The sequence below is a fragment of the uncultured Microbacterium sp. genome (genome assembly GCF_913776565.1).
In the GTDB taxonomy this organism is placed as follows: domain Bacteria; phylum Actinomycetota; class Actinomycetes; order Actinomycetales; family Microbacteriaceae; genus Microbacterium.
The window spans coordinates 1-22,226 of record NZ_CAJYPF010000169.1 but is presented as its reverse complement, the minus strand read 5'-3'; the positions used below and the strand labels follow the sequence as shown (position 1 = coordinate 22,226).

18 protein-coding genes and 1 riboswitch are annotated in these 22,226 nt (G+C 71.0%); of the genes, 5 read left to right on the top strand and 13 right to left on the bottom strand.

The features are described from left to right. A partial coding sequence (gene glyA, locus QZ433_RS09585) for a serine hydroxymethyltransferase (RefSeq protein ID WP_295782517.1) occupies positions 1 to 781 on the bottom strand: 781 nt, incomplete at its 3' end. 57 nt (positions 782 to 838) lie between these two features. Next, positions 839 to 924, bottom strand: a riboswitch (ZMP/ZTP riboswitch). 135 nt (positions 925 to 1,059) lie between these two features. Between glyA and QZ433_RS09580 the strand changes: the two genes are divergently transcribed. The 3 genes from QZ433_RS09580 (at position 1,060) to QZ433_RS09570 (ending at position 4,318) form a co-directional block, all read left to right on the top strand. Next, complete coding sequence (locus QZ433_RS09580) at positions 1,060 to 1,446, top strand: YrdB family protein (RefSeq protein WP_295782514.1); 387 nt, start codon at positions 1,060 to 1,062, stop codon at positions 1,444 to 1,446. Continuing rightward, positions 1,443 to 2,804 (top strand): FAD-linked oxidase C-terminal domain-containing protein, encoded by a 1,362-nt coding sequence (locus QZ433_RS09575; protein ID WP_295782512.1) that lies wholly within the window; start codon positions 1,443 to 1,445, stop codon positions 2,802 to 2,804. The genes QZ433_RS09580 and QZ433_RS09575 overlap by 4 nt, the downstream gene beginning before the upstream one ends. A 113-nt stretch (positions 2,805 to 2,917) precedes the next feature. Continuing rightward, positions 2,918 to 4,318, top strand: a complete 1,401-nt coding sequence (locus QZ433_RS09570) for a L,D-transpeptidase family protein (protein ID WP_295782510.1) — start codon at positions 2,918 to 2,920, stop codon at positions 4,316 to 4,318. A 285-nt stretch (positions 4,319 to 4,603) separates the two neighbouring features. Here the strand turns inward: QZ433_RS09570 and QZ433_RS09565 are convergent, their stop codons facing one another. Next, positions 4,604 to 6,823, bottom strand: coding sequence for an NADP-dependent isocitrate dehydrogenase (locus QZ433_RS09565; RefSeq protein WP_295782507.1), 2,220 nt, complete (start codon positions 6,821 to 6,823; stop codon positions 4,604 to 4,606). Positions 6,824 to 6,937: 114 nt separating this feature from the next. Continuing rightward, a complete protein-coding gene (locus QZ433_RS09560) occupies positions 6,938 to 7,390 on the bottom strand; it encodes a hypothetical protein (RefSeq protein WP_295782504.1) in 453 nt (150 codons plus the stop codon). Positions 7,391 to 7,574: 184 nt separating this feature from the next. Here QZ433_RS09560 and QZ433_RS09555 point away from each other — a divergent pair, with 184 nt between their 5' ends. Continuing rightward, positions 7,575 to 8,027: a GNAT family N-acetyltransferase gene (locus QZ433_RS09555; RefSeq protein WP_295782502.1), complete on the top strand. Its 453-nt coding sequence runs from the start codon at positions 7,575 to 7,577 to the stop codon at positions 8,025 to 8,027. A gap of 130 nt (positions 8,028 to 8,157) precedes the next feature. Here the strand turns inward: QZ433_RS09555 and QZ433_RS09550 are convergent, their stop codons facing one another. The 10 genes from QZ433_RS09550 to QZ433_RS09505 form a co-directional block, all read right to left on the bottom strand. Continuing rightward, on the bottom strand, positions 8,158 to 9,975 hold the full coding sequence (locus QZ433_RS09550; protein ID WP_295782501.1) for an ABC transporter ATP-binding protein: 1,818 nt from the start codon (positions 9,973 to 9,975) through the stop codon (positions 8,158 to 8,160). Beyond that, positions 9,972 to 11,831, bottom strand: a complete 1,860-nt coding sequence (locus QZ433_RS09545; RefSeq protein WP_295782500.1) for an ABC transporter ATP-binding protein — start codon at positions 11,829 to 11,831, stop codon at positions 9,972 to 9,974. The genes QZ433_RS09550 and QZ433_RS09545 overlap by 4 nt, the downstream gene beginning before the upstream one ends. A gap of 286 nt (positions 11,832 to 12,117) precedes the next feature. Beyond that, positions 12,118 to 12,633: a methylated-DNA--[protein]-cysteine S-methyltransferase gene (locus tag QZ433_RS09540; RefSeq protein ID WP_295782498.1), complete on the bottom strand. Its 516-nt coding sequence runs from the start codon at positions 12,631 to 12,633 to the stop codon at positions 12,118 to 12,120. After that, a complete protein-coding gene (locus QZ433_RS09535) occupies positions 12,630 to 14,183 on the bottom strand; it encodes an AlkA N-terminal domain-containing protein (RefSeq protein WP_295782496.1) in 1,554 nt (517 codons plus the stop codon). The genes QZ433_RS09540 and QZ433_RS09535 overlap by 4 nt, the downstream gene beginning before the upstream one ends. Positions 14,184 to 14,305: 122 nt before the next feature. Continuing rightward, the gene (locus tag QZ433_RS09530) at positions 14,306 to 16,300 is read right to left on the bottom strand and encodes a hypothetical protein (protein ID WP_295782495.1); all 1,995 of its coding nucleotides are present in this window, start codon (positions 16,298 to 16,300) and stop codon (positions 14,306 to 14,308) included. Between the two features lie 157 nt (positions 16,301 to 16,457). Then, positions 16,458 to 17,525, bottom strand: a complete 1,068-nt coding sequence (locus QZ433_RS09525; RefSeq protein ID WP_295782493.1) for a glycosidase — start codon at positions 17,523 to 17,525, stop codon at positions 16,458 to 16,460. A gap of 2 nt (positions 17,526 to 17,527) precedes the next feature. After that, positions 17,528 to 18,355 carry a carbohydrate ABC transporter permease gene (locus tag QZ433_RS09520; protein ID WP_295782491.1) on the bottom strand — a complete coding sequence of 276 codons (828 nt, stop codon included), beginning with the start codon at positions 18,353 to 18,355 and terminating at the stop codon, positions 17,528 to 17,530. Further along, positions 18,352 to 19,326 carry a sugar ABC transporter permease gene (locus tag QZ433_RS09515; protein ID WP_295782489.1) on the bottom strand — a complete coding sequence of 325 codons (975 nt, stop codon included), beginning with the start codon at positions 19,324 to 19,326 and terminating at the stop codon, positions 18,352 to 18,354. Before QZ433_RS09515 ends, QZ433_RS09520 begins: the two co-directional genes overlap by 4 nt. Before the next feature lies 1 nt (position 19,327). Then, complete coding sequence (locus QZ433_RS09510; protein WP_295782488.1) at positions 19,328 to 20,611, bottom strand: extracellular solute-binding protein; 1,284 nt, start codon at positions 20,609 to 20,611, stop codon at positions 19,328 to 19,330. Continuing rightward, entirely contained in the window at positions 20,593 to 21,687 is a 1,095-nt protein-coding gene (locus QZ433_RS09505; RefSeq protein ID WP_295782486.1) for a LacI family DNA-binding transcriptional regulator, read from the bottom strand. Before QZ433_RS09505 ends, QZ433_RS09510 begins: the two co-directional genes overlap by 19 nt. A 174-nt stretch (positions 21,688 to 21,861) precedes the next feature. Between QZ433_RS09505 and QZ433_RS09500 the strand changes: the two genes are divergently transcribed. Continuing rightward, on the top strand, positions 21,862 to 22,226 hold a 365-nt coding region (locus QZ433_RS09500), incomplete at its 3' end, for an FAD-dependent oxidoreductase (RefSeq protein WP_295782484.1).

The window sequence follows — 22,226 nt, the reverse complement described above, 5'->3', positions numbered from 1 at the left end:
GGCCCGGGAAGACTGCGGTGTTGATCTTCTTGGCGATGTCGGCGTCGTTGGTGAGGATGAGGCCCGAGCGGGGGCCGCCGATCGTCTTGTGCACGGTGGTCGAGACGACGTGCGCGTGCGGGATGGGCGAGGGGTGCACGCCCGCGGCGACGAGACCGGCGAAGTGCGCCATGTCGACCCACAGCAGCGCGCCGACCTCGTCGGCGATCGCGCGGAAGGCGGCGAAGTCGAGCTGGCGGGGGTAGGCCGACCAGCCGGCGATGATGACCTTCGGCTTGTGCTCGACGGCGAGGCGGCGCACCTCGTCCATGTCGATGACGCTGGTCTCGGGGTCGACGCCGTACGCGACGATGTCGTAGAGACGACCCGAGAAGTTGATCTTCATCCCGTGCGTGAGGTGACCGCCCTGGTCGAGGGCGAGACCGAGCAGCGTGTCGCCGGGGCGCGCGATCGCGTGCAGCACGGCGGCGTTGGCCGAGGCGCCGGAGTGCGGCTGGACGTTGGCGAACTCCGCACCGAACAGCTGCTTCGCGCGCTCGATCGCGAGCGACTCGGCGACGTCGACCTCTTCGCAGCCGCCGTAGTAGCGGCGGCCGGGGTACCCCTCGGCGTACTTGTTGGTGAGCACCGAGCCCTGCGACTGCAGCACCGAGACGGGCACGAAGTTCTCGGACGCGATCATCTCGAGGAAGCCGCGCTGGCGGTTCAGCTCGCGCTCGAGCACCTCGGCGATCTCGGGGTCGACCTCGGAGAGGGGGGCGTTGAAGTACGGATCGGTCATGCGATCTCCTTGACGATGGTTCCGGATGCCGCGGACTCGGCGAGCCCGCGAAGATACCGCATCGACCCAGGCGTGCGGTCGAATACCGTCAAGCGGTCGCTCCCCGGTGGTTACCCACCTCAACGCCAGTCGCGACGCTGCCACTTTAGCGGGTATCGCGGCGGAATCCGGGCGGCTTCCGGCATCCACTGGTCCTCCACAGGTGCGGCTGCGGCCGTGTCGACTCGACGCCGAGGGATCACGGATGCCGCGACCGAGAGCCCGCGTAAAATGGGGGCGTGACCGACTCCCCCCACGTGCGCGCGCAGGCGCCCCTCGCTCCCGGAATGCGCCCCCGGCCGTCGGCCGTCGAGATCGCCAGCGTCGTGTGCGGACTCTTCGCCTTCGTCACGCTGGCCATCTGGGGCTTCACCGCGTGGCCGTTGCCGTGGAACATCGTCGCCGGTATCGCAGCCCCGGCGCTCGCGATCGTCGTCTGGGCGTTGTTCGTCTCGCCCCGTGCGGTGCTGGCGGTACACCCCTTCGTGCGCGCCCTGGTCGAGCTGTTCGTCTACGCCGCGGCGACCGTGGCGTGGTGGAGCATGGGCCAGGCGCTCATCGGCCTGGTCTTCGCGATCGTCGCCGTCACGTTCGGCGCGCTGAACGGACGCCGGCGCCTGGCATGACCGACGTCGTCGCGCTGCTCCGGGCCGAGCTCGGCGCGCGCGTCGACACCTCCCCCACCGCACTCGAGGCCGCGCGAGCCGACAAATCCGGCCACGCCGCCGCGGGTCTTCCCCTCGCTGTCGTGCGCGCGGCGTCGGTCGCCGACGTCCAGGCGGTCATGCGCATCGCCACCGCCACCCGCACCCCCGTGGTCCCGCGCGGTGCCGGCACGGGCCTGGCCGGCGGCGCCAACACCGGCGGCGGCGAGATCAGCCTGTCGCTGCGCGAGATGGATCGCATCCTCGAGGTGCGTCCCGACGACCTGCTCGCGGTGGTCGAGCCCGGCATCCTGAACGCCGACCTCAACGCGCAGCTCGCGGCGCACGGCGTCTGGTGGGCGCCCGATCCGGCCAGCCGCTCCATCTCGACCGTCGGCGGCAACATCGCCACCGGCGCCGGGGGCCTGCTGTGCGCCAAGTACGGAGTGGTGCGCGACGCCGTGCTCGGCGTCGACCTCGTCCTCGCCGACGGACGTCTGCTGCACCTGGGACACCGCAGCGTCAAGGGCGTGACCGGCCTCGACCTCACCTCCCTCGTGATCGGTTCCGAGGGCGTTCTCGGTGTCGTGGTCGGCGCGACCCTGAAGCTCCGCCGCGCCGTCGAGGGCGAGCGCGTCACGCTGACCGCCCTGTTCGACGGCGTCCGCGCGGCGGCCGTCGCGTCGGCCGCGGTCACGGCCTCGGGTGTCCAGCCCGCGATCATGGAGCTGATGGATGCCACGAGCCTGGCGGCCGCGCACCGCCTGCTCGCCCTGCCGGTCCCCGCTCCCGGTGTCGCCCAGCTCACGATCCAGACCGACGGCCCCGTCGCCGCCGTTGAGGCGCGGGCGATCGCGGACGTGCTGCGCGCGGCCGGGGGAACCGTCGCGGTCGCCCGTGACGCCGCCGAGGGCGAAGACCTGCTCGCGGTCCGCCGCGCGATGCATCCCGCGATGGAGACGCTCGGTACGACGCTGATCGAGGACGTGTCGGTGCCGCGCAGTGCACTGCCGGACATGTTCGACGAGATCGCGCGCATCGAGCGGCGATTCGGCCTGGTCATCCCCGCGGTCGCCCACGCCGGAGACGGAAACCTGCACCCCAACTTCGTGTTCGAAGGACCCGAGGTGCCCGACGTGGTGTGGGAGGCCGCCGAGGAGCTGTTCCGCGCCGCCCTGCGCCTGGGCGGGACGCTCACCGGCGAGCACGGCATCGGGGTGCTCAAACGGCGCTGGCTCGCCGACGAGCTCGGCGACGACCAGTGGGCCCTGCAGCGTCGGATCGCGCGGGTGTTCGACCCCCTCGGCATCCTGAATCCGGGCAAGGTCTTCGCCGACTGAGCGGCGCGGCGGTCGCTCCCGGCTGACCATGTGATGAGACCGTGATGTGGAGGATCGATTCCCCGACACATCCGCGCATAGCATGAGAAGACTGACTTCTGGGGGGTTTGACTATGACCGACGGCGCACCTGGCACCGACGGCGCGACGTACGCCTGGGCTCCCACCGAGCCCGCGAAGCGCAAGAACCGCTCCGGCCTGTGGATCGGCATCCCCGCCGGTGCGACGGCCGTGGCCCTCATCGCCGCCTCGCTCGTGCTGATCGCGCCGGGCGCCTCGGTCGCCGGCGTCCAGATCGGCGGTCTCACCGCCGGCGCCGCCGCCCAGGCCATCTCGACCCGTCTCGCCGACACGACGATCACCGTCGACAGCCCGGCCGGCCCGGTCACGGTCACCGGAGCCGAGCTCGGTGCCACCGTCGACGCGCAGGCCCTCGCCGACAAGGCGTTCGCCGACAACCCGATGTGGAAGCCCGCCGCGTGGTTCCCCGAGGGCGCGGGCGTGTCGGTTCAGATCGACGCCGCCGAGGCGGCCGCAGCCCTCAGCGCGAAGGCGCCCGGGGCCTACCGCGCCCCGGTCGACGCGACCCTGGCGTACGACGCCGGCTCGCAGGCCTACGTCACCACGCCCGCTCAGCCGGGCGAGGGCATCGACACCGCCGCCGTCGCAGCCGCGCTGCAGTCGGCCTTCGACGCCGGCACTGCCTCGACCACCGTCGAGGCCGGGCTGGTCCCGGTCGACGCTGCCGTCTCGACCGAAGAGGCCGACGCGGCCGTCGCCTCGCTCAACGGCATCCTGGACTCCGCCGGCTTCTACGTCGGCGACGAGCGCACCGTGCCCGTCGACCGCGCGACCGCCGCATCGTGGCTGACCGTCACCCCCGACGGCAAGGGCGACTTCGCGATCTCGGCCGACGAGACCGCGATCGCCGCGGCCGTCCAGGGGCTGCCCGCCGCCGTGGACCGCGCCGCGGTCAACGCGGACGTGATCGTCGACACCGGCGGAGAGGTCATCAAGGCCCTCACCGAGGGGCAGACGGGCCGCACCCTCGGAGACACCAGCGGCATCGCCGCCGCCTTCGCGAAGCAGCTGGCCGAGGGCAACGGCCGCTACGCGCTGAACGTCACGGAGACGGCCTTCGACACCACCAAGACCGAGCGCCGCATCGACGTCAACCTCAGCACGCAGACCACGACGCTCTGGCAGAACGGCCAGGTGTACCGGACCTACACGATCTCGTCGGGCGCGGGCGATCACGCGACCCACACCGGTGAGTTCCGCATCGGGTGGAAGACCGAGATGCAGGACATGGGCTGCGTACCCGGCTACGACTACTGCACCAAGGACGTCCCCTGGGTCGCCTACTTCAACGGCGACGAGGGCTTCCACGGCACGTACTGGCACAACAACTTCGGGACGCCGATGAGCCACGGCTGCATCAACATGACGATCCCGCAGGCCAAGGAGCTCTACGACTGGGCCTACCGCGGCACCCAGGTCTCGGTCCACTACTGATCCCGGATCCCTCGTGAGGGGCGGATGCGTCGGCATCCGCCCCTCTGTCTTTCGTCCCGGCAGATCGGCGTCATCTCGTCCGGCGTCGCGCCGCTGAGACACAACGCAGGATTTGCGCGCGGCATCCTGCCCCGCCCCGCGTTTCCGAGGCCCCGGGCGCGCACAACTCCTGCAATCCGGCCCGGCAGGTTGCGGGAGTCGTGCCACGCCGACGAGCCGAGCCGCGGCCCGGACATGCCAAAGGGGCGGATGCCGAGTGGCATCCGCCCCTTCCGGGTACGCGGGTCAGCGCAGGGCGTCGACCACGGCGTTCAGCGTGGCCGAGGGGCGCATGACCTTCTCGACGAGTTCCGTGTTCGGGCGGTAATAGCCGCCGATCTCGGCGTGGTGGCCTTGCACGGCGTTGAGCTCGGCGACGATCGTCTGCTCCTCGGCCGCCAGCTTCTCGGCGACAGGGGCGAAGACGGCCGCGAGGTCGGCATCCGTCGTCTGCTGCGCCAGCTCCTGCGCCCAGTACAGGGCGAGGTAGAAGTGGCTGCCGCGGTTGTCGATCGTGCCGAGCGCGCGTCCCGGCGACTTGTCATTCTCGAGGAACGTGCCGGTCGCGGCGTCGAGCGTCTGCGCGAGCACGCGGGCGCGGTCGTTGCCGGTGGTGTCGGCGAGGTGCTCGAGCGACGCCGCGAGGGCGAAGAACTCACCCAGCGAGTCCCAGCGGAGGTAGTCCTCCTCGACGAGCTGCTGCACGTGCTTGGGCGCGGAACCGCCGGCACCGGTCTCGAACAGACCGCCGCCCGCGAGCAGCGGGACGATCGAGAGCATTTTGGCGCTCGTTCCCACCTCGAGGATCGGGAACAGGTCGGTGAGGTAGTCGCGCAGCACGTTGCCGGTGACCGAGATCGTGTCCTCGCCGCGGCGGATGCGCTCGAGCGAGTACGTCGTGGCCTCGGCCGGAGCGAGGATCTCGATCGTGAGGCCGTCGGTGTCGTGATCGGCGAGGTACTCGTGCACCTTGGCGATGAGGTTGCGGTCGTGCGCGCGGGTCTCGTCGAGCCAGAACACGGCCGGAACACCGGTCGCGCGGGCGCGCGTGACGGCGAGCTTCACCCAGTCGCGCACGGCGACGTCCTTGGTCTGCGTCGCGCGCCAGATGTCGCCGGTGCTCACCTCGTGCTCGAGCAGCACGTCGCCGTTCGAGGCGACGACCTGCACGCGACCGGGAGCGGGGATCTCGAAGGTCTTGTCGTGGCTGCCGTACTCCTCGGCCGCCTGCGCCATGAGGCCGACATTGGGGACGGAGCCGATCGTGGCGGGGTCGAGCGGACCGTTCGCGATGACGTCGTCGATCGTGGCCTGGTAGACCCCGGCGTACGAGGAGTCGGGGATGACGGCGAGCGTGTCGTCCTCCCCCCCGTCCGCGCCCCACAGCTTTCCGCCGTTGCGGATGAGCGCGGGCATCGACGCGTCGACGATGACGTCGGACGGCACGTGCAGGTTGGTGATGCCCTTGTCGCTGTTGACGTACGACAGGCGCGGGCCCGAGGCGAGCGCCTCGTGGATCTCGGCGGCGATCGCGTCGCCGCCCTCGACGTTCGACAGACCCGCGAGGATCGATCCGAGGCCGTCGTTGGGGGTCAGTCCCGCGGCGGCGAGGGCGTCGCCGTGACGGTCGAACACGTCGGCGAAGAACGCCTTCACGACGTGGCCGAAGATGATCGGGTCGCTGACCTTCATCATCGTGGCCTTGAGGTGCACCGAGTAGAGCACGTCGTCGGCCTTGGCCTGCGCGAGGGTGTCGGCGAGGAACGCGTCGAGCGCCGCGGCCGAGAGGAACGTGGCATCCACGATCTCGCCCTGGAGGACCTTCAGGCCCTCCTTGAGGGTCTTCACGGTGCCGTCGGCGGCGACGTGCTGGATGGAGAGCACGTCGTCGTCGGCGAGGACGACCGACTTCTCGTTCGAGCGGAAGTCGTCGTGGCCGAGGGTCGCGACACGGGTCTTCGAACCCTCGCCGAACGCCTTGTTGCGGTGGGGGTGCTTCTTGGCGTAGTTCTTCACCGCCAGGGGCGCGCGGCGGTCGCTGTTGCCCTCGCGCAGCACCGGGTTGACGGCCGAACCCTTGATGCGGTCGTAGCGGGCGCGCACGTCCTTGTCTTCGACGCTCGACGCCTCGTCGGGGTAGTCGGGGATGTCGTAGCCCTGCGACTGCAGCTCGGCGATCGCGGCCTTGAGCTGCGGGATGGATGCCGAGATGTTGGGCAGCTTGATGATGTTCGCCTCGGGCAGCGTGGCGAGTCCGCCGAGCTCGGCGAGAGCGTCGCCGACCTGCTGCTCGGGGGTCAGCCGCTGCGGGAAGGCCGCGAGGATGCGGCCGGCGAGCGAGATGTCGCGGGTCTCGACGTCGACGCCCGCCTGCTTCGTGACGGCCTGCACGATCGGCAGGAACGACGCGGTGGCGAGAGCCGGCGCCTCGTCGGTGTACGTGTAGATGATGGTGGAATCGGGCACGTCAGATCTCTCCGTAGAGGCGGCCAGGGTTGCGATTCAGCCTATCGCACGTGGGCAAAGTCTCTTGATGTCGAGATAGTTCCGCACGGACTCACCGACCCGCGGGTGCCCGCTTCAGGCCCGGATGCCATGCTCCCTGGCCGTCCTCGGATGCGCCAGCGTGTCGCGCGGGAGGTCAGCGACCCGCATCCACCCCGGGCCCTCGACCCGGATGCCGTTCGCGACGAGGCCGTCGACCGCGGCATCCACTTCGCGCGAGATCTGGTCGGCGAGCTGGCTGCCGACCACCATCGACACGATGACGCGGCACCGCTCCCCCTCGACACGGGCCGTCACGACGATCACGGCTTTGAGCGAGAACGGTCCGATGCGCGTCGTGAACAACGACAACCCGGTGTTGTCGAGGAGAGCCTCGCTGAGGATGTCACCGCGCTCCCACACCCAGAGGCTCTCGCCCGTCGCCTCGGGAACGGCGGAGCTCGTGCGTTCCGGCGCCGGACGCAGGCGCGCGCGGGACAAGGCGAGCGACACCGCGTCGACCGCGGCATCCTGCGCGTCGCGCGACACGTGGATGATGCACGCCCGGGCGATCTTTCATCGACCCGCCGGTCCTTCTTCGGCGCGGGCAGGGCGCTCGGGCGGCACGGAGGCGGATTCCATCGATCCAGCGTAGGGGTGGGCGGTACCGAGTCGACTCATGCGCCGACATGCGCTCTTTGGGGTGGGACGACGGTGCCGCTAGCCTGGGCGCATGGCTGACCTGCGTCTCGTCGAACTGTCCGCCGCCACGATCGTGGCCGTGAACAACCTCTCGCTCAAGCCCGGACAGGAGCAGTTCCTGGCCCCGGTCAGCTACGGCATCGCCGCGACCGTGATGAACCCGTCGACGTCGTGGCAGCGCGTGGTGCTCGACGGCGACGAGGTCGTCGGCTTCGTCAGCGCCAACTTCGACCCCGACGCGCACGAAGAGCACTTCCGCTCCGTGCTGTGGCGCATCAACGTCGACGCCGACGACCAGGGCCGCGGTGTCGGCAGCTTCGCGCTCGCGCAGCTCATCGAGGAGGCCCGCGGGCGCGGCATGGACCATGTCGACGTCATCTACGAACCCGGCGTCGGCGGTCCCGAGGCCTTCTTCCAGCGCGTCGGGTTCGAGCCGGTCGACGAGACGGAGTACGGCGAGGTCATCGCGCGCGTTCGCGTGTGAGGCGAACTCGCGGACCCGCGGCATCCATCCTGCGCGGCGTCCTCGACCTGCGAGTTCGCCGACGCACGTCGCGTGACCGACGACGGATGCCACGCCCCGGCGGGGACGTGGCATCCGGTGCGTACGCGGGTCAGACCAGCGACTCGCGCCACGCGGCATGCAGCTGCGCGAACTTGCCCGTACCCGCGATGAGGGCGGCGGGGCTGTCGTCCTCGATGATGCGGCCGTGCTCCATGACCAGCACGCGGTCGGCGATCGCGACCGTCGAGAGGCGATGGGCGATGATGATCGCCGTGCGGTCGGCCAGGAGCGTCTGCAGGGCGTCCTGGATGAGGCGCTCGCTCGGGATGTCGAGCGACGCCGTGGCCTCGTCGAGGATCAGCACCGCGGGGTCGGCGAGGAACGCCCGCGCGAACGAGATCAGCTGCCGCTGCCCCGCCGACACGCGACCGCCGCGCTTGTTCACGTCGGTGTCGTAGCCGTCGGGCAGCTTGGAGATGAACCCGTCCGCGCCCACCGCGCGGGCGGCGGCGCGGATCTCGTCCATCGTGGCGTCGGGCTTGCCGAGCGCGATGTTGTCGGCGACCGTGCCGCTGAACAGGTACGCCTCCTGCGTGACCATGACGATCGCGCGGCGCAGATCCTTCGGGTGCAGGCGACGAAGGTCGACGTCGTCGAGCGTGACCGCACCCTTCGTCGGATCGTAGAAGCGCGAGATGAGCTTCGCGAGGGTCGTCTTGCCGGCGCCCGTGGTGCCGACGAGCGCGATCGTCTGCCCCGCGGGGATGTCGAGCGTGAAGTTCGGCAGGATGACACGGCCCTCGGTGTATCCGAAGGTGACCTCGTCGAAGCGGACGTGCCCGCGGGCGCTCCACAGGTCGACCGGGTCGGTGGGGTCGGGGACGGTCGGCTGCTCCTCGAGCACGCCCGACACCTTCTCGAGCGCCGCCGTCGCCGACTGGTACGAGTTCAGGAAGAACGCGACCTCCTGCAGCGGCGAGAAGAAGTTGCGCACGTACAGCACCGCGGCCGTCAACACACCGATCTCGAGCGGGCCGGCGATGACGCGCCCGCCGCCCCAGAGCAGCACCACGGCGACCGAGACCGCGGCGACCGTCATGATGCCCGGCTCGAACGTGCCGAACAGGCGGATGGAGCGCATGTTGACGTCGCGGTAGTCGGCGGCGAGCTTTCCGAACTCCTCGTCGTTGCGGGGCTCCTTTCGGAACGCCTTCACCGCCCGGATGCCGGTCATGGACTCCACGAACTTGACGATCACCTGCGCGCTGATGACGCGCGACTCGCGGTAGATCACCTGCGAGCGCGAGTAGAACCAGCGCATGAGGAAATACATCGGGATGCCCATGGCGGTGAGGATCAACCCGGACTGCCAGTCGATGAGGAACAGGGCGGCGAGGGTGAAGAGCCCGTAGAGCACCCCCGACACGAGCTCGTTCAGCCCGCCGTCGAGCAGCTCGCGGATGGTGTCGAGGTCGCTCGTCTGACGCGAGATGATGCGGCCCGAGGTGTACGACTCGTGGAATTCCAGACTCAGCCGCTGGGTGTGCAGGAAGATGCGCTTGCGCAGGTCCAGCATGACCGCCTGGGTCAGGCGCGCGGCGACGACGACGTACCACCCGATCAGCACGGCCCCGCCGATGCCGGCGAGCAGGTACACCCCGACCACGCCGTAGGTCGGCATCCAATCGCTTCTCTCGATCACCGCGGGCAGGGCGTTGTCGATGCCGTAGGCGATGAGGGCGGGGCCGGCCACGCGCAGCGCGGTCGAGACGACCAGGACGGCGGCAGCGAGCACGAGCTGCCACCGCAGCGGCGAGACGAGCGAGCCGAGCAGGCGCAGCGAGCGCTGGCGGATCGCGCGACTCTCGGCGCGGGTGTAATCGGAGCGGTCCTCGCCGCTGGTTCCGGCGACGGTGGCGGTGGTCATCGGGTCGCCTCCTTCTCGGTGAGGGCGTCGTCGGACGGGATCACATCGATCGCGCCGGTACGCGCTTCGCGCTCGGCCTCTTCGAGGCTCGAGATGACGTAGCGGTAGTGCTCGCTGGTGCGCAGCAGGTCGGAGTGGGTGCCGACGGCGGTGACGCGCCCGTCCTCGAGCAGGGCGACGCGGTCGGCGAGGGTCACCGTCGAGGGACGGTGCGCCACCACCAGCGCGGTCGTCTCGCTGAGCACCTCGCGCAGGGCGTCCTCGACGAGGGCCTCGGTGTCGACGTCGAGCGCCGACAGGGGGTCGTCGAGCACGAGCACGGCCGGGCGGGCCGCCACCGCGCGGGCGAGCGCGAGGCGCTGGCGCTGGCCACCCGAGAGGCTGAGTCCCTCTTCGCCGATGACGGTGTCGAGGCCGTCGGGCAGGTCGTAGACGAAGTGCGCCTGGGCGACCTGCAAGGCCTCGCGCAGGATCTCGTCCGCCTCGGCTGAGCCCGGCGCGAGGTCTTCGCGCCCGAGCAGCACGTTGTCGCGCACGGTCTGCGAGAACAGCGTCGCGTCCTCGAACGCCATGCCGACGAGGCGACGCAGTTCGGACAGCGACAGCTCCCGCACGTCGACACCGTCGAGCAGCACGCGCCCTCCGGTGACGTCGTACAGGCGTCCGGGCAGGGTCGTCAGGGTCGTCTTGCCCGATCCCGTCAAGCCGACGAGCGCCATGGTCTCGCCGGGTCGGAGCGTCAGATCGACGCCGTTCAACAGGTCCGGCTCGGTGTCGGCGGCATCCTGGTACCGGAAATGAGCCCCCTCGAAGGTGAGCTCCCCGCGAGGCGCCGAGATGGTGCGGGGCTGGTCGGGGTCGACGATGGTGTTCTGCTCGTCGAACACCTCGAAGATGCGGTCGGTCGCCGTCCGGGCGTCCAGCAGGAACGAGAACAGGAACCCGATGGACTCCATCGGCCAGCGCAGGACGGTGGCCATGGCGAAGAACGCGACGAGTTCGGCGACCTGCAGCTGCCCGAGCTGCGTGAGCACGATGCCCGCGCCCAGGCACACCGCGAAGGCGATGTCGGGCAGCAGCACGAGCCAGAACCAGATCCACCCGATCGCGCGGGCCTTGTCGATCTCGGTCTCGCGCAACGACTCGGCCTGCCGGGTGAACTTCTGCAGCGCGTGCTTGCCTCGGCCGAAGGCCTTGAGGACGCGGATGCCGTGCACGCTCTCTTCCACCGAGGTGGCGAGATCGCCGGCCTGGTCCTGGCTCTGGCGCGTCAGGGCGCCGTAGCGCTTCTCGAAGCGGAAGCCGACGTAGATCACGGGAGCCGAGGTGACCAGGAACAGCGCGCCCAGCAGCCAGTGCCAGCGGAACAGCAGGACCGCGCCGATGACGATGGTCAGCAGGTTGACCACGAGCAGGATCACGCCGAAGGCGAGCCACCGGCGCAGCATGCTGATGTCCTGCATCATGCGCGAGAGCAACTGGCCCGACTGCCACCGGTCGTGGAAGGCGACGGGGAGGCGCTGCAGGCGCGAGTAGAACGACTGGCGCAGGTCGTACTCGACCTTGGTGGCCGGCGCGAGCACGAACCATCGCCGCAGCCACACCATCGCGGCTTCGGCGAGGCCGAGTCCGAGCACGGCGAGCGAACCCCACACCAGAGCGGCGGGGTCGAGCGAGGCGATGGGGCCGGCGACGATCTGCTCGAGGACGAGCGGGATGGCGAGCGCGAGCAGGCTCGCGATCAGCGCGGTGACGGCACCCGCGACGAGGCGCGGCAGCACCGGACGGGCGATGGGCAACAGTCGCGCGAGCGCGCGCGGCGTCGAGAGGCGTTTCTCGGACGATGAGGTGGTCATGATCCTCGTGGGGTCGAAGCGGGCGCCGGGATCGGGCGCGGACAGGGATGCCACAGGCGCGACGGAGTGCGTCGGTCGGGGCGGAGCGGGTGCGCGGGAGCGCGGACGCGGGGCCCTAGGGGCGTCGGCCGGGGCGCGCAGCGACGGAGGGTGCGGCGGCCGGGGCGACGGGGGCGTCGATCTGGTCCATGGCATCCTCCTTGATCGATATGAAGCCATCGCCGGGGGAACGACAGCCCTCCAGACTATCCCTGTGAGAACGCTGGGGGCAAGGGCGTCTTCGCCCTCAGACCGCGGCTTCGCGCGCGAGCAGGCGCTCCTTGACGTCGGTCCCCCACGCGAAACCGCCCAGCGTGCCGTCCGCGCGCAGGACGCGGTGACAGGGGACGAAGAGGGCGACGGCGTTGCGGGCGCAGATGGATGCCGCGGCCCGCACCGCCGCGGGCGAGCCCAGGGCGGTCGCGAGGCCCGTGTACGTCAGCGGCTCACCGGGCGTGATGCGGCGCAGGGCCTGCCATCCCGCGAGCTGGAGCGCGGTGCCCCGCTGGGCGACCTCGACGTCGTCGATGGCCCGGACGTCGCCGGCGTAGTAGGCGCGGACGGCGTCCGCCGCCGACGTGCCCCCGTCCACGACCCGGGCGGGGCGCCGGTCGGGCCGCAGGCGCGCGAGCACGGCATCCGGGTCGGACGTCCACCCCGAGACGATGACGCGATCGTCCTCGTCGGCGAGGATCGCGAAGGCGCCGTCGGGGGTGTCGACGACCTGCAGGGTCGCCGTGCGGGTCGGGACGATCGTGGTCATGCGGGCATCTCGCTCTCGGGAGGACGGACGGACGGAAGGGGCGCGGCGGGCGCGCGCCAGGCCTGCGTGACGGGGGCGGCGTACCAGTAGTGCGCCATCGCGTAACTGCGCCACGGGGCGAGGCGCTCGGACCAGGCGGTGAAGCCGGCCGGGTCGGAGGGCAACCCGAGGGCCCCCGCGCCCGCGCGGGCGGCGACGTCGCCGGGGAGGAGCACGTCGGGATCGCCGAGGACGCGCATGCGCACGTAGTCAGCCGTCCACGGCCCGATTCCGCGCATCGCGAGAAGTCGTTCGCGCTGCTCGCCCCGGTCGTCGCCCGGCCCGAGCGCCAGCGAGCCGTCGGCGAGGGCGGCCGCGGCCTCGACGATGGCCCGCATGCGCGCGGCGGGGCCGCGCAGCACCTCGAGACCGCGCTCGGCGATGACGGCCGACGCGGGGAACAGGGTCGAGGGTGTCGGACCGATGTCGACGGTTTCGCCCAGCTCGGCGGCGAGGCGCCCCTGCATCGTGCGCGCCGACGCCACGCTGATCTGCTGACCGATCATGGCGCGAAGCAGCATCTCGTCGGGGTCCACGGCACCGGGCACCCGGACACCGGGGATCGCCGCGACCGCGGGGGCGAGCTCGGGATGCTGCGCCAGCGCCTCATCGACCGCGAGCGGGTCGGCGTCGAGGTCGAACAGGCGGCGCACGCGCGAGATGAGCGTGCCGAGGTCGGCGAGCGCGGTGAGACGGGCGCGCAGCCGGAGTCGCCCGTCTTCGGCGAGCCGCACCTCGAACCACACCGGTCCGCCGGGCAGGCGCACGACCCGCGAGAAGGAGCGGTCGTCGCCGGCCTCGACCCCGGGGATGGCGTGGGCCCGCATCCACCCGAACAGGCCGACGGTGTCGATGGGACCGCGCACGGGGAGCGCCAGGTCGATCTCTCCGGCGGACGCCTCGCCGTGCACGCTCGCGGGTCGGCGCGCGCGCAGGGCACCGGGCGGCATGCCGAAGACCTCGCCGATGGTCTCGGTGAACTGGCGGATGCTCGAGAACCCGGACGAGAACGCCACGTCGGCGGACGAAAGGTCGGTGCCCACGAGCAGCGCCCGGGCGGTGTGCGCCCGGTGCGCGCGCGCGAGAGCGAGCGGCCCCGCCCCCAGCTCGGCGGCCAGGACGCGGGTGAGATGACGCGGGGAGTACCCCAGTCGACGCGCGAGCCCCGGGACCCCCTCGCGATCCACGACTCCGTCGGCGATGAGGCGCATCGCCCGCGCGGCGACGTCGGAGCGCACGTCCCACAGGGGCGAACCGGGGGCCGCCTCGGGCAGACACCTCTTGCACGCGCGATAGCCCGCCTCGTGCGCGGCGGCGGAGGTGGCGTAGAACGTGACGTTCTCCTCCTTCGGCGTTCGCGCCGGGCAGCTCGGGCGGCAGTAGATGCCGGTCGAGCGCACCGCGGTGACGAACTGCCCGTCGAAGCGCCGATCGCGCGACTGGATCACCCGGTAGCGCTCGGTGAAGCCGGGGACCAGCGGGCCGGTTCCGGCGTCGGCGGTGGGGGTCATGGCATCCACCCTGCCACTCGCCGCCGACATCGGCTGGCGGAAATCGGACACGGCCGTGGGCCCCATGACTCGTCCCCACCGCCGGGGCCTCGGGATCGACCGAGACCCCGACCGGCATGCGGTCAGCTCTCGGCGACCGCGAGACCTCCCGCCGGCACCACGACGGTCACCGCGCCGTCCGCCGAGATCGTGCGCACCATCGACCCGGACGCGTCGTACACCTTCACCGTGGCGGGCACCCCGTCGGCGCCGATCGTCGTGCGCTGGGGCGCGATGGCGCTGGAGTGCACCAGCTCGGTGCGCGCGTCGCCGCCCAGGACCAGGCGCGAGATCCACGGGCGCACGATGATCCCGTCGAGGGTCAGGTCGCCGCGGATCGCCGTGACCCGCACGTCGCCGCCCGATACCGGTGCGGTGAGCGCGGAGGGCAGCAGCGCACCCGGGGTGGGCGAGATGCCCTGCGCGGGACCGGTGACCGTGAGCACCCCGCCGCCGCGCCAGGCGGACTGGGTCGTGACGCCGGGCTCGGTCTTCACGACCGGCTCGATCCAGCGACGCGTGTCGGACGGGCCGAGGGTCCACGTCGCGGTCTGTCGCGGCTGCAGGGTGAGGCCGTCGCCCGACCAGCTCGACTCCCCCGTCCACGACGACGCGGGGGTGAAGACCGTCCCGTCCGTGCGGACGGCGTCCTCGGCCTCGACGAAGGACAGCCCCTCGCGCGCCTCGACCGTGGTCGTCGCCCTGGCGCGCACGGCCACCTCGGGGTGCGCGTCGAGGGCGATCGCGGTGAGCAGACCGTGAATGGTCGACTCGGCGCCGCTGTTGCGGTTCACCGTGCCGTCGGGCTGCAGACCGTCGAAGGTCACGCCGGTCGACGGGTCGTACATGCGCGCACCGGCGTGATTGGCACCGAAGAACCAGGCCGCCTGCATCGCCGCGAGCTGCGAGAACGCGGCCGATCCGGTGGTGTCGGCCAGCGCCAGCAGCGACTGCACGCGAGAGTCCGCGCCGTAGGCGATCTGCACGCGGTCGGTGGGGCTCGGGTACCAGCCGTTGTCGGGACCGCCCGCGGTGAGCAGGGTCGTGGTGAAGCTCGTCGCATCCGTGATCGCGGGTTCGACGAGGGCGGCGTCGTCGAACAGGTCTCCGGCGACGGCGAGCGCGGCGGGCATCTGCGATCCCCACGCGTGCCACATCGCGGGTGACTGCGCCCACGGCAGCACGGCGCCGTACGGCCACTGGCGGGTGTCCCCGGATGCCATGGCGGCCACCCCCTCGGCGAGCTGCCGCGCCGCCGTGGCCGAGGAATCATCGCCCGCTTCCACGGCCGCCGCGAGTCCGAGCACCGCCTCGGCCGTGGCGTCGGCCCCGTCGACGATGAGCCACGCGGGTACGCGGACGCCGTCCGACTCGACGTACTGTCCGTAGGTCGACAGGACGTCGCGCTCGATCGCCCCGCGGGACAGGGCCAGACGGTCCTTCAGGAACGCGGCGAAGGCGGGGTCGTCGTCGGCGAAGGCGGCGTAGCCCTCGCCGAGCGCCCACACCGTCCGCGCCGTCCAGTAGCTCGGGCCGGAGTCGGAGGGGTCGGGCAGCTCCACGGGCTCGGCCGAGGGGTTGAGCTCGCCGTCGGGCTGCATCCACAGCACGACGTTGCCCGCCGAGGGACCCTCGGTCGTCTGGTGGTAGGCCACCGTCCGCAGCAGCTCGTAGGCCTTGTCGCGGCTGTCCGCGTCACCGGTCAGCTCCCAGTGGCGCGTGTACACGACGGCCGCGCGCGTGGTGTCGTCGGCGTTGAACGCCCCCTGGCCCCAGTCGCCGGTCGCGGGGTCGAGAGGACCGCCACCCACCCGCTGGAACGTGCCGCCGTCGCGCGCATCGGCGTACGTCCACGGCGCCAGCAGGGTGGGCTCCTCGGTTTGGCGATACGTCGAGTGCCCCGCCACTCCCGCGGGCGGGGTCGTCTCGTCGAGCAGGAAGTCGAGATGGTCGAGGTTGGTCAACGGACCGGATGCCGCGGGATCCGTCGCGGCCGAGGCCGGCGCGGCGGTGAGAGGGACGGCGAGGACGGCGGCGCCGGCGAGGGCCGCGATGCGCGCACTCCATCGTGCGTTCATGGGAGGGGGATCCTTTCGGTGGGGTGGTGCACGTCCGCTGCACCCCGCTCCCCGCCGCCGGTATCGACGGCGGGTGAGCGAGGCTACCGCAGCGGCGCGCGCGGGTCACGGGTTCTCACGAAACCGCGGACCGGGGCGACCTGGCCGCCCCGCGGGATCAGTCCGTGCGCTCCAGCAGGGCGACGCCGATCTTGCTGTCGGCCATGCCGTAGAACACGAAGTGACGACCGTCGATCTCCTCGATCGCGGTGGGGAACACGACATTGGGCACGATGCCACTGCGCTCGTCGTCGGTCTCGGGGGCCAGCAGCGGCTCGGGCGTGCGCGCGATCACGCGGCTCGGGTCGTCGGCATCCAGGATCAGAGCCCCGGCGGCGTAGTTGACCTTCTGCTGCTGCGAGAACGCGCTGTCGATCACTCCGGTCACCCCGTGGTGCAGCACGAGCCACCCCTCGGGGATGCGCAGCGGCGGCGGACCCCCACCGATCTTGACCTCTTCGAACGGGAACTGCGGTCCCGCGACGAAGCGGTGCTGCTCCCACAGTGCGAGCGCGCCGAGGTCGTCGCGCACCGCCGACAGCGGCACGTAGCTGATCCAGATCGACTGGCGCTCGTCCTCGACGCCGGCGGGCACGCGCACACCTTGACCCGGCTTGGTCTCGCCGAGGTCCCACATCGGGCGGTGCAGCACCGCGAGGGACTCGGTGCCGTCGGGCGCCGTGACGGGCTCGGGGAAGAACACCGTGTCCTTGTTGTGGAACAGGTTGAGGTCCATGTCGAGGTCGTCCTGGTAGCGGAAGAGCACCGGACCCAGGCGCCGCCAGTCGCGCAGGTCCTCCGACACGGCGACGGCCGTGCGGGGTCCGAGCGGGCCGTAGGCGACGTAGGTCATGACGTGCAGCCCCAGCGCCTCGATCCACGTCGTGCGGGGGTCCTCGGTGCCGGCGTTTCCGACGCCGCGCTCCCACCCGCGGTCGGGCTGCAGCACGACGCCCTCGCGTTCGACGGCGACGGGCACGCCGTCCTCGATCACGACGCGGGCCAGGCCGACGCGCGAGACGTTGCCGTCGGCCACCAGACGCGGCAGCAGGTACAGCTGGCCGTCGGGTCCGCGACCCGAGGCCGGGTTGAGCACGCCCTCGGCCTCGTCGGCGTTGCCGGGCTCGGGGGTCATCACCACACCCACACGTGTGAGGCGGTAGGGGACGGGGGATTCGGGGGTCATTGTCATCCTTTCACTCCGGATCCGAGGTCGTTCGAGGTGAAGTAGCGCTGGAAGATCAGGAACAGCGCCACCGCAGGGGCGGCGAGCACGACGGCGCCGGCCATCATGGCGCCGAAGGGATTGGTGGTGGATGCCGCGATGTTGCTGATGAAGTTGGCCAGCGACACCGCCAGCGGCTGCATCGTGGCGTCCTTGGTGATGAGGAAGGGCCAGAGGAACTCGTTCCACGGGCCGATGAAGGTCAGCAGCACGGCCGTCAGCAGTGCGGGACGCACGAGCGGCAGGGCGACGCTCCACAGGAGCCGGAACTCGTTCGCCCCGTCGATGCGGGCGGCGTCGAAGAGCTCCTTGGGCAGCTGCAGGAAGTACTGCCGGAAGATGACCACGGCCGTGGAGTTGATGAAGAACGGCAGGATCATGCCCAGGTAGCTGTCGCTCAGTCCGTAATCACGGGCGATCATGACGTACAGCGGGATCATCAGCAGCTGGAACGGGATCACCTGCACGAGCAGCACGAGCGCGAAGGTCGCGGAGCGTCCGCGCCACCTCAGCACCGCGAGGGCGTACCCGGCGAGCACCCCGAACACGATCGTGCCGAGGATCACGCCGCCGGTGAAGATGCCCGAGTTGGCCAGCCCCTGCAGCAGGTTGATGCGGCCGTCGATCGCCGTGTAGTTCTCGACGGTGAGGTTGCCCGGGTTCGGGAAGGCTCCCGCGATCGAGGTGTCGGGATTGGTCTGCAGCGACCCGGCGATCATGTAGAAGAAGGGGAACAGGAACGCCAGCGCGCCGACGGTCAGCACACCGTACGTGACGATCTTGCTTCTCACGATTCCTCCCTTCCGACGAAGCGGCGCTGCAGCAGCGCGATGACGAGCACGAAGACGATCAGCACCACGCCGATGGCCGCGGCCACGTCGGGGTTCTGCTGCTCGATGCCCTTCTGGTAGATCAGGAGCACGGGCGACGTGGACGCGCCGTTGGGTCCGCCGCCGCTCGTGAGCAGGTAGGGCTCGGTGAACAGGTTCGCGCCGGTGATGGTCGACAGCAGCACGACCAGGAAGGTCGCGGGCCGCACGCCGGGCACCGTCACCGCGAAGAACTGGCGGATGCGCCCGCCGCCGTCGACGGCGACCGACTCGTGCAGCTCGCGCGGGACATTCTGCAGGGCGGCGAGGTAGAGCAGGATGTAGAACCCCAGCCCCTTCCACGTGACGAAGAGGGCGATCGTGGGCATGGCCAGGGCCGAGTTCACCAGCCACGACGGGGTGGGCGCGAGCGGTCCCAGGACGTTGTTCACCAGGCCCGTGTTCGAGAACAGGAACAGCCACACGGCCACGACGGCGACGGATGCCGTGACGTACGGCACGTAGAACGCCACCCGGAAGAAGGTGCGGGCGCGCACCACGCGGTCCAGCGCCGTGGCGAGCAGGATCGACAGCACCACCGTGAGCGGCACGTTGATCAGCAGGAAGATCCCGACGTTTCCGAACGACCGCCACACGTCGGGGTCGGTGAGGGCGTTGACGTAGTTGTCGAGCCCCACGAAGGGCCGCTCGACGTCGGCGCCCGGCGCGGTGAAGAAGTAGTCGTGGAACGACATCCACACTGCGAACACGATCGGGTACGCGAAGACGACCCCGATGAAGATCAGGTAGGGGGCGGAGAACAGGATGCCGAGCGGCTGCGCGCCGAACGGACGGCGGCGCTTGCGGCCGGCATCCCCCGCTCCCCCCGCACGACCGGACCGGCCGGGGTCGCCCCCGGTCCGACCGGGCGTGCGGGTGAGGTCGACGGTCATGTCACTTCCCCGCCGCGAGCTGGTCGATCTGGGTCTTGGCATCCGAGAGGAAGGTCTTCACATCCCCTTCGCCGAAGATGACCGCCTTCGAGTAGCCGTCGCGGAACGCCTGCCAGATCTCGACCGAGCTCTGCACGTTGGGCACCTCGACGGTGCGCGCCGCCTGGTCGCCGAACTGTTCGTACGCGGGGTTGGCCTGGAAGTAGTCGGCGTAGGTGGTCGTCAGGTCCGTGCGCAACGGCATCTGGCCCGTCTCGTTCAGCCAGGCGCCGTCCTGCTCCTCGCTGGTGGCGAACTTCAGCACGTCCCACGCGGTCGCCTTGTTCTCGCACGCGGTGAACAGGCCGACGTTCTTGGCGTCGCTGAAGGTCCACGTGTCGGACGCGGCGGTGCCCTTCTCGGTCGGGACGGGCACCGACCCCCAGTTCACCTTGTCCTTGTAGACCGAGATGGCCCACGGTCCCACGATCGCCATCGCGGCCTTGCCGTCGGCGAACGCGTCGCCCTGATACTGCTCGTTGCCGGCGAGCTGGTCGGCGTAGATCGTGCGCCAGAAGTCGGCGACGGCCTCACCGGCCGCGTCGTCGAAGGTGGCCTGACCATCTTCGACGAGCTGCGTCCCGCCGGTCTGCGCGGCGTACAGCGGGTAGAAGTCGAACCACGACTGGAAGAACTCGCTCGTGGGGGCGGGGTTGATCGCGTAATCCGAGACCCCCGCTGCCTTCAGCTTCTGCGACGTCGCGAGGAACTCGTCGTACGTCGACAGTTGCGGGTTCTCGGGGTCGAGTCCCGCCTTCGCGAACAGGTCCTTGTTGTAGAAGATCATGACCGGGTTGCTCTTCCACGGCAGCTGGTAGAAGCCGCCGTCGTCGGAGCGGTACTGCTCGGCGAGGTCGCCGCTGCGGTCGGTGATGTACTGCTCGCCATCGGGGAAGTCCGAGAGGTTGACGAGACCGCCCTGGCGCTCGAAGCCGGGGACGGCCGCGGGCGAGGTGTTGAAGATCAGGCAGGGGGCGTTGCCGGCAGTGATGGCGGCGCCGATCACCTCTTCGCTCGAGGACCCCGCGGGGATCTCCTGAGCGGTGATCTGCTGATCGGGGTTGGCGTCGTTCCAGGCCTTCACCATCTGCTCGCCCCACGCGATCTCGGCGTCGTTGTTCGAGTACCAGATGGTGATCGGGCCGCGGGCGTCCATGCCCGAGCTCGCCCCTCCCCCGCCGCTGCAGGCGGACAGGGCCAGGACGCCGGTGGCGGCGAGGGCTGTGGTCAGAATGCGTCGTCGCATGTCTTCCTCCTTGTAGAGCGGGGGTTGCCCGCGGTGCGTCGCGCGGTGTGCGTCCGGGAAGCGGGCGCGGCCGTCGAGGCGCGCACGATCAGACGGGGGTCGGGGAGCATCCGGGCCTCGGCGGGAGCGCCGGTCGTGGCGGCCAGCAGCGCGCGGGCGGCGCTCGCGCCCCACCCCCGGGCGTCGGTGGCGACGCTGGTCAGCGCCGGGTGGAGGTGGCGGCCGATCTCGATGTCGTCGAATCCGGTGATCGACAGGTCGCGCGGGACGATCAGTCCACGACGCTGCGCGCGCCCGAGGCCGGCGATCGCCATGTTGTCGTTCGAGTAGACGATCGCGGTCGGGGGGACGTCGGCATCGAGGAGGGCATCGGTCGCCCGCGCGCCGTCGGCGGCGCTGAAGTCGGTCGCCACGACCCGCGAACGGATGCCGCGAGCGGCGGCGGCCCGCTCGAATGCCGCGGTGCGACTGCGCCCGTGCAGCATCTCGGCGGGGCCCGCGACGTGGGCGATGTCGGTGTGACCGAGGTCGGCGAGATGGTCGACCGCGAGTCGGATGCCGGCGCCGTCGTCGACCGATACCGAGGTGAACGGGCTCGGGACGTCGGGGACGCCGAGGGTCACGGCCGCGATGCCGAGCTCGGCGACCAGGGCGATGCGGGGATCGTCGGCGCGCAGGTCCGAGAGGATGACGCCGTCCACGCGGCGGTCGGCGACGAGTCCCCGATAGGTGTCCTCCTCGTGGCGGCCCGGGGTCGCGGCGGCCAGTACGAGCACCTGACCCGAGATCGAGAACTCGTCCTCGACGCCGGCGATGAACGACGGGAAGAACGGATCGGCGGCGATGACGTCGGGGCTGCGGCCGATCACCAGGCCGCACGCGAACGCCCGACCGACGCTCAGCGAGCGCGCGCGCAGGCTGGGGCTGAACCCCATGTCGGCGGCGACCGCGAGGATGCGCTCCCGCGTCTCGGCGGCGACGCCCGCACGGCCGTTGAGTGCGAACGAGACCAGTCCCTTGCTGACGCCGGCGCGGCGCGCGACGTCGGCGATGGTGGGGCGCGTGTCGTTCGTCATCCGTCACTCCGTCGTGTCGAGGCCCGGCCTAAACCGGTTCAGTTATCCGACTCTAAACCGGTTCAGAACGGCGGGTCAACCCCTCACCGCGATTCACCGGCACAGCGGGGCATCGCCAATCGGAGGCTCCGCAACCCCTGCGCGATGTCGGACGCCCTGAGTAGCGTGAGCGGCATGAGCGAACGCGAATACGACCTCATCGTCATCGGAGCGGGGCCTGTCGGCGAGAACGTCGCCGACCGCGCCGTGCAGGCGGGTCTGACCGCCGCCATCGTCGAGTCCGAGCTCGTCGGCGGCGAGTGCTCGTACTGGGCGTGCATGCCGTCCAAGGCGCTGCTGCGCAGCGCCGCCGCCCTGCGCGCGGCGCGCGACGTCGACGGGGCGAAGCAGGCCGTGACCGGCGACCTCGACGTCGCGGCCGTCCTCCGCCGCCGCGACACCATGACCAGTGGCTACGACGACTCGGGCCAGGTGCAGTGGCTGCAGGGCGCGGGTATCGCCCTCGTGCGTGGGCACGGCACACTGACGGGCGAGAGAAC